The sequence below is a fragment of the Streptomyces sp. SAJ15 genome, from assembly GCF_007595705.1.
GTDB lineage: Bacteria > Actinomycetota > Actinomycetes > Streptomycetales > Streptomycetaceae > Streptomyces.
Map to the genome: position 1 here is coordinate 282813 of NZ_NISY01000008.1, position 12240 is coordinate 295052.

The following is a 12240-nucleotide window of genomic DNA, read 5'->3' on the forward strand; positions in this document are numbered from 1 at the left end:
CGGTGCGCGGCCCGGCGCCAGATCGCGGTACGGATGGCGGCACGGGGCTACACCCCGGTGGTGCCGCCGGGGGTGGGGGCGGCGTCAGCGGACCGTCTCGCGTCAAGATCGGTTTCTTGCACGGTGAGACATTAGGTTAGGCATGCCTAAGTTTCAATTCGCCTCGCCGGGCGGGACCTTCGTCTTTCCCCGCGGGTCGAGGCGCCGAGAGCGCCGGCGCCGGGGGCGCGTCGGCGGGTCAGCCCGGCAGCCCCAGGCCGCGGTGCCGGGCGCGGCGGGCGGCGAGCCGCTCGGTGCGGTCCTGAGCGCGCAGGGCGGCGAGTTCGGCGCCGAGGACCTCACCCAGACGAGTGAGGAAGGCGCGCGGGCGATCCGCCGCGTCGGTGACCCCGGTCGCCCGGCCAGGCCGCGCCGCCGCGGCGAACGCCGCGTCCCGCGCGGCGGGTTCCGCCACCGCCTCCCCCGCCGCTTCCGTCACTTCCGCCGCTTCCGCCGATTCCACCGATTCCGCCGTTTGCCCCGCCTTCACCGCTTCCGCCGCTTCCGCCGTGACGTCCGGCGACGCGCCCGCCGCGGCCTCGGCCGCCATGTCCTCCGCCGTCTCCTCCACGATGCGGTCCACGATGCCGTGGGCGAGCAGATCGGCGGAGCGGACCCCTTGGCGGTCGGCGACCTCGTAGGCCCGGTCCGTGGTGCGGTAGAGGATCGCGGAGGCCCCCTCCGGGGGCAGCGGGGACAGCCAGGCGTGCCGGGCCGCCACCACGCGGTCCGCGGGCAGCAGGGCGAGCGCGGCGCCGCCGGCGCCCTGGCCGAGCAGCAGGCACAGCGTCGGCGCCGGCAGCGTCACCATGTCGGCCAGGCAACGGGCGATCTCCCCCGCGAGGCCGCCCTCTTCGGCCTCCTTGCTGAGCGCCGCGCCCGCGGTGTCGACCACGGTGAGCAGCGGCAGGCCGAGCTCGGCGGCGATCCGCATGCCGCGCCGGGCGGTGCGCAGCCCCGCCGGGCCGAGGGCCTGCCCTACGCCCTCGTCGGGGTGGTCGCCGCGGTCGTGCCCGAGGACCATGCACGGGGCGCCGCCCACGCGCGCCAGCGCGAGCAGCAGCCCCGGGTCGTGCTCGCCGGCGCCGGTGCCGCTCAGCGGGGTGACGTCCCGGGCCGCGACCCGCAACAGCTCCACCACACCGGGGCGTTCGGGGCGCCGGGAGCGCCGGATGGACTCCGCGGTGGACGGCGCGTCGGGCCCCGTGGCGCCGGGGCCGGAAACGACGCCCGCCTCTCCCCCACCGACCGCGCCCACTCCCCCGTCCACGCCGTCGTCACCGACCGCGCCGTTGTCACCGTCGTCGCCGTCGTCACCGACCACACCGTCGTCGTCGCCGACCGCGTCCGTGCCGTCCGAGCAGAGCACCCGCAGCGCCCGCGCGGTCGCGTCGGCGAGTTGGTCGGCGGGCAGCACCGCGTCGACCAGGCCGTTGGCCAGCAGGTTCTCCGCGAGTTGGACGCCGGGCGGGAACTCCTCGCCGTACAGGGCCTCGTGGACCCGCGGGCCCAGGAAGCCGATCAGGGCGCCCGGCTCGGCCGCGGTGACATGGCCGAGGGAGCCCCAGGAGGCGAGGACTCCGCCGGTGGTGGGGTGGCGCAGATAGACGAGGTAGGGCAGGCCGGCCGCCTTGTGCTCGGTGATCGCCGCGGCGACCTTCACCATCTGGAGGAAGGCGATGGTGCCCTCCTGCATCCGGGTGCCTCCCGAGGCGGGCGCGGCCAGCAGCGGCAGCCGCTCTCGGGTGGCCCGCTCCACGGCCCGCACCAGCCGCTCCCCCGCGGCCACCCCGATGGACCCGGCCAGAAAGGCGAACTCGCAGGCCACGACCGCCACCCGGCGTCCCCGCAGCCGTCCTTCGCCGGTGATCACCGACTCGTCGAGGCCGGTGCGCTCGCGCGCCCGCTCCAGGTCGGCTCGGTAGTCCGGGTCGGCGGGGGTGACCTGGACCGGCACGTCCCAGGATTGCCAGCTGTCGCGGTCGACAACGGTCTCGATCAGCTGGAGGACGGGCGTGCGCGGACGGGTTCCGGTCATGTGCCCACCCTGCCACGCCACGCGAATCCGCCACCACCGGCCGGTGTCACGCGGCAGCCTGAGGGCCGCCTCAAGCAATCCATAACCCCGCCATAAGAATCCGACAGATCTGGTCTGGACCAGTGACTCAACCGCCGGTCAGAGCTAGCGTGTTGAGTGCGACGGCGGGTGGGTCAGGGCCGCGATGCCGCGTTACGGCGGCGGCGTCGGCGCGCCCGTTCCCACGCCGCGCGACACCACGAACCCCCCAGACCACAGCAACGACAACACCCCCCACACCCCCCACACCACAGCCGTAGCCATCTGCCTCACCGGCCTCAGCTTCACTCTCACCCCCACCATCGAGGGAGACTTCTTCATGCACGCTCGCCGCAAAGCCGCGCGCATCGCCGTGCTCGGCATCGTGCCGGCCGCACTCGTCGCGCTGCCCGCCGTTCCGGCCGGGGCGCACGGCTCCATGCACGACCCGGTGAGCCGGGTCTCGGCCTGTTTCGCGGAGAACCCCGAGAGCCCGGACTCCCCGGCCTGCAAGGCGCTGGTCGCCATGAGCGGCACCCAGCCGCTGTACGACTGGAACGAGGTCAACCTCCCGGCCGTCAACGGCCAGCACCGCCAGGCGATACCGGACGGCAAGCTGTGCAGCGCGGGCCGCGACAAGTACAAGGGCCTGGACATGCCGCGCACCGACTGGCCGTCCAGCCGACTGACGGCCGGGAAGCACGACTTCCGCTACCGGGTCACGGCCAAGCACCGCGGCACCATGGAGCTGTACATGACCAAGCCGGGCTATGACCCGACCAAGCCGCTGAAGTGGTCGGACCTGGAGTCGACGCCGTTCGCGACCACCCCCACCACGCTGAACGCGCCCGACGGCTACTACCACTTCTCAGGGAACGTGCCGGCCAGGACCGGGCGGCATCTGATCTACGGCATCTGGCAGCGCACCGACAGCCCCGAGGCGTTCTACCTCTGCTCGGACGTCGTCTTCGGCAACTCCGCCAAGGCCGCCAAGGCCGCGAAGGCGGGTCCGCTCGCGAAGGCGCCGACCGAGCGGCAGATCGCCGCGGGCGCCGAGAAGTCCACGGTGCGCCACGACGGCATGGGCATGGGCGACGCGCACGGCAGCAGCGACGACTCCAGGATGTCCATGGGCGGCGCCGCCGCGGTGGCGGGGGCCGCGGCGACCGCGCTGCTCTTCGCGAACGAGCAGCGGCGCAGGAGGGCCAAGCACCGCCGCGCCTGAGCCGCGGGCAGCCTTGCGGGCGGCCCCGCGGTCAGGCCGTAGTCCGGCCGTAGGCAGGCCGTAGGCAGGTCACCGTCCGGCCGCGGCCCGAGCGGCGCCCGACAGGCGATCGGCCCTCATCGCGCACGGATGAGGGCCGATCGCCATGCCCGCGCGCCCAGGGAGAGGCCGCCAGGCCCGCGTGCCCGGGGCCGCCATGCCCGCGCGCCCAGGGAGAAGCCGCCAGGCCCACGCGCCCACGGGGAGAACGCGCCCATGGCGAGCACCGGGCCGCTCGCGGCAGGCCGGCTCAGCCCTCCGTCTCGTCCAGGTCGTCCAGGGCCGCGTCGAGCGCCATCGTGAGGTGGCGCAGCCGTGACCTCAGCTCGGTCATCTCGGCGGCGTCCAGGCCGGTGGCCCCTATGACCTTGCGCGGCACGGCCTGGGCGGTCCGCTTCAGCGCCGCGCCATCGGCCGTCGGCCGCACGGTGACCGAGCGCTCGTCGTGGACACTGCGCTCCCGCTGCACCAGACCGGCCGTCTCCAGCCGCTTGAGCAGCGGCGACAGGGTGCCGGAGTCGAGTCGCAGGAAGTCACCCAGCCGCTTCACCGGCATCTCGCCGTGCTCCCACAACACCATCATCGCCAGGTACTGCGGGTAGGTGAGCCCGGTGTCCCGCAGGACCTGGCGGTACACCCCGCCGAAGGCGCGGGAGGCCGCGTGCAGCGCGAAGCAGATCTGGAGGTCGAGACGGAGCAGGTCCTCATCGTCGGGGAGATCGACGACCGTGGCCTGCGGGGCGGTGTCGGGGCGGTCAGGCATGCCCCCAGCCTACCCTTTGGTTGTGCACAATTTAATTGTGTGCTTCACTCCTGTCCAAGCACCCCACAGCGAGGAAAGAGGGATGGTCCCCATGGACGCTCTGTACACCGCGGTCGCCACGGCCAACGGGCGCGACGGTCGGGCCGTGAGCTCCGACGGCCGGCTGGACCTGCCGCTGGCGATGCCTTCGGCGCTGGGCGGGAACGGCCAGGGCACCAACCCGGAGCAGCTCTTCGCCGCCGGCTACGCCGCCTGCTTCGCCAGCGCGCTCGGCCTGGTCGGCCGCCAGGCGAAGGTCGACACCTCGGAGGTCTCGGTCACCGCCGAGGTCGGCATCGGCAAGGACGAGGCGGACGGCGGCTTCGGCCTCAAGGTCACGCTGCGCGTCGAGCTCCCCGAGGCGCTCCAGGGCGAGACCGGCCACGCCCTGATCGAGCAGGCCCACCAGGTCTGCCCGTACTCCAAGGCGACCCGCGGCAACATCGAGGTCGAGCTCGTCGTCGAGTAGCGCGCGCCACCGCGGACGCGCCCGCGCCCCTGGAGCCCACGACGCGCCGCCTGAAGCCACGACGCGCCGGGGAACACGCGACGGGCACGGGAACGCGCGACGGGCCGCCACCCCACCGATGGAGGGTGGCGGCCCGTCGTCCTTTCCGAGCGCCCTCGAGCCCCGACCGGGGGCCGTCCGACGCACGGAATCAGCCGAGGGTCGCGTACGCGTCGTATACGACCTCTCGGGCAGGCTCGGGGTCGGCTCTAGGCCAACGAGAGGCAGTTGGTCGGCTTGGCGTTGGCCGGGTCGAGCGCGTTGGCGGTCTCGTGGAAGACGAGCCGGTCGGCCATCGCGGCCAGCACGTGCCCGGACAGGTCGACCGCGCACAGGTCCTGAAGCACGACGTTCCTGACGTTCGGACCGTTCAGGAACCCGGTGGTGTAGGGGGTGGCGACCAGGTCGTACTTGGTCGCGATGACGGTGTAACCCACGCCGGGGACGGTGTCGCCGCCCTCGTTGAGGCGCTTGAGGAAGTCCGACCCGACGGCCTGGTCGGTCAGCCCCGGGGCGTTGGTGTCGATGAGGTCACGTGCGCCGGGGAAGTAGTCCAGCAGCTTGGTCAGCCCGGACAGGGACGTGCCGTGGTTGGTCGGAGCGATCCCGACCAGGTGGTTCACCTTGGCCGCGCCGCCCAGGAACTTCAGGTAGTGACGGGGCATCATCCCGCCCTGGGAGTGGCCGACGAGGTCGACCTTGGAGCTCCCGGTGGCGGCGATCACCTTGTCCACGAACCTGGACAGCTGCTTGGCCGAGTCGGCGACGGGGCCGAGTCCGTAGAACAGCGGCACTCCGGGCAGCTGGCCGTAGTCGAGCGAGAACACGCAATAGCCGCGGGCGACGAGGTAGGGGGCGAGCCCGAGCCAGTTGTCCACGGAGTTGCCGAGGGTGCCGTGGACGAGGACGACCGGGCGAGGGTGTTTCGCCGAGGGCTTGCAGGAGTAGTCGTTCCAGCCGCTGTCGGGGCCGGACTGGGCGTTCGCCTGGGCCACGACCGCCGACCGGGCCTGCGCCGCCTCGGCCTCGCTCAGGCTGGCGCCGTCCCGCGGGTCCTGACCGACGCTCTGTGCGCCGCGGCTCTCCGCCCGCGGGCCGGCCGCGGGCGCGGCGCTCGCGACCGGCGCCACGGCCCCGACGAGCGCCAACGTCAACGCCGGTACTATGGCGCGGAATCGCTTGTTCCGTCTCCAGGGCAGCTTCATGGGAACTCCTCGTTGGGGGGTTGAAAGCTGCGCAGCTGCGATCCGGATCACAAGGCTGTTGCGCGTTGATTAACTTACGAGTCAGTAGCATCCGCATCCAGCCATCGGATGGTGAAGAAAGCCGTGCAGAATCCTCACGGGACATCCAGGAACCATGGGGCGAAAATCGCCATCAGGGTGCCGAACCCGCGTTGCCCTGGCGGAACGGCCTGTACGACACCGCGAGGGGCGTCGCCGGGGTGCGGGCGGCGCGTCTCCGGCGCGGGTATGGAATCTTGATCCTTATCGGAACGGATGCGGTGAATGCGGGGGGTATGCGGATGCGGGCGCGGGGACGGGCGCGGACCCGGGAGCGGACGGGAACCCGGGAACTGACGGCGACCCGGGAGCGGACGGGGATCCGGGCGGGGACGGGGACGCCGCACGGCGAACGCGGATCGGCGGATGAGGCCCCGGCGGGGCGCCGGCACCGTCGAACGGCCGGCGCGGCGGCCGTCGCGATCGGGGTGCTGGCGCTCGCCCTGACGGCCGCCGGCTGCTCCGACGGCGGCCGGTCGGAGGACTCCGACCGCACCCGTCCGCCGAGCTCCAGCACGGCGCCGCCCGCCCCGGACCGCGCGGTCGAGGCGCCCACCGCCGACATGGCGTTCGACTACCAGATCGGCGGCCCCTACCCGCTGCCCGCCGGGGTGCGCGCCGTGGCCCGCGACCGCACGGCCCCGCCCGCGAAGGGCGCCTACAACGTCTGCTACGTCAACACCTTCCAGGCCCAGCCCGACGCGGTCGGCTGGTGGCGGAAGAACCACCCCGAGCTGCTGCTACGCGACGCCGACGGGGAGTTGATCGTCGACGAGGACTGGGACGAGCCGCTCCTCGACATCTCGACCGCGGCCAAGCGGACCGAGCTGGCCGCGATCGTCGGCCGGTGGATCGACGGCTGCGCGCGCAGCGGGTACCAGGCCCTGGAGCCCGACAACCTCGACTCCTACGAGCGCTCCGACGGCCGGCTCGACAAGGACGACAACATCGCCTTCGCCCGGCTGCTGGCCGCCCGGGCGCACCGGGCCGGGCTGGCGATCGGTCAGAAGAACACCACCGAGCTGCTGCCCGAACGCGCCTCGATCGGCTTCGACTTCGCCGTCGTGGAGGAGTGCGGCCGCTACGACGAGTGCGCGGAGTACGCGGAGGCGTACCGCGACCGCGTCTTCGTCATCGAGTACAGCGACGCGGACTTCCGGAAGGCGTGCGCCGCCTGGGGAGGGCGGCTGTCCATCGTGAGCCGGGACCTGGACGTGCGGCCGGCGGGCGAGGAGGGCTACGCCTTCCGCCGCTGCTAACGCGCTCCGGCGGCGGTAGGTGGCGGCGGGCCCGACCGCGCCCGTCCCGTAGCGGGCCTCAGCGCGGTCCATGGCGGCCTCGACACGTCGGCGGCGGGCGTCCAGCGGGTCGAAGGTCAGCTGCTGGACGGCGCGCCGGGCGTCGGTGAGATCCGCGCGGAGCGCGAGCGAGCGGACGCGGGCGCGTTGCAGCCCGAGGGCCTCGTGCAACCGGTAGGCGGCGGCGGTCAGGGCCGGGGTGTGGGCGGTGGGCTCGGGCAGGGTGTGACCGCGGGTGGTCGTGGAGCGGTCGGCGTAGCGGACGGTCAGGGTGAGCGCGGTGGCCGCCTGCCGCTCCCGGCGCATGGCGGCGCCCAGCCGGTGGGTCAGGGCGAGCAGCGCCCGGCGCCGGCGCACCGGGTCCAGTTCGTCCAGCTCGAAGCGGTGTTCCAGGGCCATCGCGCGAGCCGGGGCGTTCGGGGTGACCTGCGCCGGGTCGACGCCGTGCGCGCCCTCGTAGACCCGGCGGCCGGCGGCCGCGCCCAGGATGCGCTGCAGGGTGGGCAGCGGGGTGGCCGCGATCCGCTCCACACTGTCCAGGCCGTACGCGCCGAGCGCGCGGGCGGTGGCCGGGCCGACGCCGTGCAGCGCGGCGGCGGGCTTGGGCGCGAGGAAGGCGGCGACCGCGTCCGGGTCGGCGGGCACGGCGCGGATCGCCCCGCGCGGGCCGTCGGCGGCGGCCATCCGGGCGAGCAGCGGGTTGGCGGCCACCCCGATGGTGCAGTCCACGCCGTACCGGGCCAGCGCCCGCACCCGTACGATCCCGGCCAGCCCGATCGCGTCCCGCCCGAAGTAGCGCAGCGCCCCGCTGACGTCGACGAGCGCCGCGTCGGGCGGCAGCGCCTCCACGATCGGTGTCACCCCGGCCAGCAGCCCCAGCAGCGCCTGGTAGGTGTCGGCCCCCAGCGCCGCCTCGTCCCCGGTCGGGTGGAAGCGCACGAAGAGCACCCCGGGCTCCCCCGTCCGCCCGCTGCCGCCTCGCCCCGAACGCGCCGGCAGCCGGTCCCCCGCCCCACCGGCCGTACGGCGCTCGCCACCGCGCGCCCGCGCACCCGCGCCGGCGGCGCTCCGCTCCCGGCCACGGCCCGCGTCGAGCGGAGTGACCGCGGCCGCCCCGGAACCACGGCCGCCCTCACGGCCACGCTCGACATCGCCGCCGCGCCCACGGGCCCGCTCCCACCCGGAGTCCGCGCCACGGCCGAAGCCGGCGCCACGCTCGGAGTCCGTGCCACGCCGGTCGGCGGACCATCGCTCGTGCGTCATCGGCCCGCGCTCCCCGGGCTGGAGTGCCACAGCTTGCGGCCGGTGGCCGAGGTGTCGCCGGCGGGCCGGAGGTCGGCCCAGGGGTGCAGCTCGTAGCCGGTGGACAGGTGGATGCGGCGGTCCGTGCCGGCGGCCGCGGCCGCCTCGTCCGCCGCGCCCTGCTCGGCGGCCGGGGGCCGCCGCGCCAGCAGCGCGGCCACCTGCTCCAGCCCGCCGGTGCGCCGCACCTCGATGAGCTCGGCGAGGTTCCACGCGGCGGAGCCGACCACGCTGAGGCTGCGCGGGCCGCGGCGCTGGACCACGCCGCGCACGAGCAGCAGCCAGGAGTGGAAGACGGTGTGCGCGCAGGCGGCGTGGCTGTCGTCGAAGAAGGCGAGGTCGACCAGGCCGGTGCCGTCGTCGAGGGTGGTGAAGATGACCCGGCGGCCGGAGCGGACCGGGGGCGTCTGGGTGGCCGCCTTGGCCCCGGCGACCAGCACCGTCTCCCCGTGCCGCGCCCCGCGCAGCCGCCGCGCCGAGGTCACCCCCAGCTCCTCCAGGAACCCCTGGTGGTCGCCCATGAGGTGACGGGAGACGTCCATGCCGAGCACGCCGAGCTCGGCGCCGAGCCGCTCCCGCTCGTCCAGGTCGGGCAGGCCGGCGGGGGCCGGCGGCGTGGTCTCGGCGAGTGGGAGCTGGCCCGCGCCCGTGGCGCCGCGCCGCCCGGACGTCTGCTGTCGGTGCAGCTCGGCGATGCGCAGCAGCAGCTCGCGGCGGTTGGCGCCGAAGGCGTCCAGCGCGCCCACGTTCGCGAGTCGTTCGGCGACCGGCCGTCCGGGGTGGGCGCGCCGCCACAGGTCCTGGAGCGAGGTGTACGGCTGTCCGGCGACGATCCGGCCGGCCTCCGCCTCGCTGATGCCGTGCACCTCGCTCAGCGCCATCCGGATGCCGAGGCGCTCCGGACCACCGGGGCCGCCCCCGGCAGCCGAACCGGACACCAGTTCGATCCGATAGGCGGTGTCGGAGCGGTTCACGTCCAACGGCAGGATCGGCACCCCGCGCCGCCGCGCGTCCGCCAGCAGCAGCCGCTTGGGGTACATCCCCGGGTCGTGGGTGAGCAGCCCGGAGTAGAAGGCCGCCGGGTGGTGGGCCTTGAGCCAGGCGGACTGGTACGTCGGCACGGCGAACGCGACGGCGTGCGCCTTGCAGAAGCCGTAGCTGCCGAACGCCTCGACGATCTCCCAGGTGCGCGTCAGCACCTCCCGGTCGTAGCCGCGCCGCGTCCCACGCTCCCAGAACCAGGCCCGCACCCGACCCTGCCGCTCGGGGCTGGACAGCGCGCGCCGCGCCTCGTCCGCCAGGTCGCGCTCGCAGCCGGTCATGGTGGCGAGGATGTTGATGATCTGCTCGTGGAAGACGACGACGCCGTAGGTCTCGCGCAGCGTGTACGCCAGGTCCGGGTGCGGGTAGCGCGGCGGGCGGCGGCCGTGCCGCGCCTCGATGAAGGGGCGCACCATGTCGGCCGCGACCGGGCCGGGCCGGAACAGCGAGATGTCCACGACCAGGTCGTGGAAGGTGGTGGGTTGCAGCCGCCCGACCAGGTCGCGCTGGCCCGGCGACTCGATCTGGAAGCAGCCGAGCGTCTCGGCGGAGCGGATCAGCTCGTAGGTGGCGTGGTCGCCGGGCGGCACCTGCGCCGGGTCGTCCAGGTCCAGGGGCCGGCCGGTGACCCGCTCGATCTCCCGCGCGGCGTGCGCCATCGCGGACTGCATCCGCACCCCGAGCACGTCCAGCTTGAGCAGGCCGAGGTCCTCCACGTCGTCCTTGTCGAACTGCGCCATGGGGAAGCCCTCGCCGCTGGTGGGCACGACGGGGGTGCGGGCCAGCAGCCCGGCGTCCGAGAGCAGCACGCCGCACGGGTGCATGGCGATCCCGCGCGGCAGCCCGTCCAGCGCCTCCACCAGGCTCCACAGCCGGTCGTAGCCCTTGCGGCGCGACTCCGCCGCCACCTCTCGCAGCTCGGGCAGCTCGACCAGCGCCGCCCGCGCGTCCCGGGCGCGGATGTGCGGGAAGGACTTGGCGAGCCGGTCCACCTCGGCCGGGTCCATGCCCAGGGCGGCGCCCACGTCCCGTACCGCGTGGCGCACCCGGTAGGTCTCGGGCATGGCGACGGTCGCCACCCGCTCCGCCCCGAAGCGGTCGAAGATCGCGCGGTAGACGTCCAGGCGGCGCGCGGACTCGACGTCGATGTCGATGTCGGGGAGGGCGGCCCGGCGCACCGACAGGAAGCGCTCCATCAGCAGCCCGTGCTCGACCGGGTCCGCGTGGGCGATCCCCAGCAGGTGGTTGACGAACGAGCCGGCCCCCGAGCCGCGGGCGGCGACCCGGATGCCCAGCGCGCGGGTGTCGTCGACGACCTGGGCGACGGTGAGGAAGTAGCTGGCGTAGCCGAGCCGCTCGATGGTGCGCAGCTCGTCCTCCAGTCGCCGCAACCGCCGCGCGTCGCGGTCGTAGCCGCGCCGCACCATGGCGGCGGCGCAGCGCGAGCGCAGCACCCGCGCGGCGCCCCGCCGGCCGGCGCCGACCAGGTGTGGTTCGGGGAAGTGGATGCCGCCGATGCCCAGGTCGGCGGTGGGGTCGACGCGGCACTCGGCGGCGGTGCGCGCGGTCTCCTCCAGCAGTCGCCGTGCGGCGGCCCGGCGGTCCCCGGCGGCCTCCGCGATCCGTTCGGCGATCCGCGCCATCTCCCGCGTGTCCTTGAGCCAGCGCTCTCCGCCGTCCAGCGCCTCGGGGCGGCGCGGGTCGATGGGCACCAGTCGGCGGGCGGCGTCCAGCACATTGGCGACCGGGCCCTGCCCGGGGTCGGCGTAGCGGACGGCGTTGCTGAGCACGGCCCGCAGTCCCTGGTCGGCGGCGAAGCCGACGGTGCGGGCGGCGAGCCGCAGCGAGCCGGGGCCGGTGCCGGTGCGGCCGTGCCAGACCGCCTCCAGCCGCAGCGCGTCGGCGCCGAACAGCTCGCGCCACCGTGCCAGCGGGCGGACGGCCAGGTCGGGGCGGCCGGCGGCGAGCGCCCGGCCGACGTCCGAGTCGGGGCCGAGCAGCACGGTCAGCGGGGCGCGCGCCGCGGCGGCCGCGCCCGCCAGGTCCGCCCAGTGCAGCAGCGGGACGGGGGCGGGGCTCCGCGGGCCCTCCGTCGGGCCGGCGTGCGCCGCCGAGACCAGGCCGCACAGCGCGGCCCAGCCGGCCGCGCCGTCCCTCGCGAGGAAGACCGCGCGCGGAGCGGACTCGTCGAGGAACGCCCCGCCGCGCGCCGGTGTGCGGCGCCGCGCCCCCGTCGGGGAGCCGCCCAGAGCGGCCGGGTCCCCGGGCGGGTCCTCGCGCACCGCCAGGTCGACGCCGAACAGCGGCCGCACTCCGGCGGCGGCGGCCGCCTTGGCGAAGCGGACCGCCCCGGCGAGGCTGTCGCGGTCGGTCAGCGCGAGCGCGTCCATGCCCCGCTCGGCGGCGCACCACGCCAGCCGCTCCGGGTGCGCGGCTCCGTACCGCATCGAGAACCCGGAGGCGGTGCGCAGATGCGTGAAGCCCGGCATCCGCACCTCCCACTGCCGCCTCGTACCGTGTCCACCCCCTGACCTGCCCTGCTCGGCCTTCCTGTTCCCACCATAAACCAATCCTCGAACATTCGTACGAGCGCGGAACCACCTCCTCCACCTCGTCCGCCTCCTCCCCCGCCCCTACCCGGGTCGCC

At 74.9% G+C, this 12240-nt stretch carries 7 protein-coding genes and 1 pseudogene; 3 read left to right on the forward strand and 5 right to left on the reverse strand.

The window, feature by feature from the left end; all coding sequences use genetic code 11:
• Nucleotides 1-238: 238 nt before the first annotated feature.
• The gene (locus tag CD790_RS21995) at nucleotides 239-2077 is read right to left on the reverse strand and encodes a carboxyl transferase domain-containing protein (RefSeq protein ID WP_144385017.1); all 1839 of its coding nucleotides are present in this window, start codon (nucleotides 2075-2077) and stop codon (nucleotides 239-241) included.
• A 358-nt stretch (nucleotides 2078-2435) separates the two neighbouring features.
• On the opposite strand from CD790_RS21995, the gene CD790_RS22000 reads away from it, so the two are divergent.
• Nucleotides 2436-3320, forward strand: coding sequence for a lytic polysaccharide monooxygenase (locus CD790_RS22000; RefSeq protein ID WP_144385096.1), 885 nt, complete (start codon nucleotides 2436-2438; stop codon nucleotides 3318-3320).
• 289 nt (nucleotides 3321-3609) lie between these two features.
• Here CD790_RS22000 and CD790_RS22005 read toward each other — a convergent pair whose 3' ends face one another.
• The gene (locus tag CD790_RS22005) at nucleotides 3610-4122 is read right to left on the reverse strand and encodes a MarR family winged helix-turn-helix transcriptional regulator (protein WP_144385018.1); all 513 of its coding nucleotides are present in this window, start codon (nucleotides 4120-4122) and stop codon (nucleotides 3610-3612) included.
• Between the two features lie 91 nt (nucleotides 4123-4213).
• On the opposite strand from CD790_RS22005, the gene CD790_RS22010 reads away from it, so the two are divergent.
• On the forward strand, nucleotides 4214-4630 hold the full coding sequence (locus tag CD790_RS22010; protein ID WP_144385019.1) for an organic hydroperoxide resistance protein: 417 nt from the start codon (nucleotides 4214-4216) through the stop codon (nucleotides 4628-4630).
• A 248-nt stretch (nucleotides 4631-4878) separates the two neighbouring features.
• On the opposite strand, the gene CD790_RS22015 is transcribed toward CD790_RS22010, so the two are convergent.
• On the reverse strand, nucleotides 4879-5874 hold the full coding sequence (locus tag CD790_RS22015) for a triacylglycerol lipase (protein WP_222108286.1): 996 nt from the start codon (nucleotides 5872-5874) through the stop codon (nucleotides 4879-4881).
• Between the two features lie 500 nt (nucleotides 5875-6374).
• Here CD790_RS22015 and CD790_RS34765 point away from each other — a divergent pair, with 500 nt between their 5' ends.
• Nucleotides 6375-7211 (forward strand): endo alpha-1,4 polygalactosaminidase, encoded by an 837-nt coding sequence (locus tag CD790_RS34765; RefSeq protein WP_260867782.1) that lies wholly within the window; start codon nucleotides 6375-6377, stop codon nucleotides 7209-7211.
• Between the two features lie 21 nt (nucleotides 7212-7232).
• Here the strand turns inward: CD790_RS34765 and CD790_RS22020 are convergent.
• Both CD790_RS22020 and CD790_RS22025 read right to left on the reverse strand, forming a co-directional pair.
• Nucleotides 7233-8513 (reverse strand): annotated as a pseudogene (locus CD790_RS22020) (hypothetical protein); the annotation flags it as partial.
• Nucleotides 8510-12082, reverse strand: coding sequence for a DNA polymerase III subunit alpha (locus CD790_RS22025; protein ID WP_144385021.1), 3573 nt, complete (start codon nucleotides 12080-12082; stop codon nucleotides 8510-8512). The pseudogene CD790_RS22020 and the gene CD790_RS22025, both read right to left, overlap by 4 nt.
• Nucleotides 12083-12240: the final 158 nt, after the last annotated feature.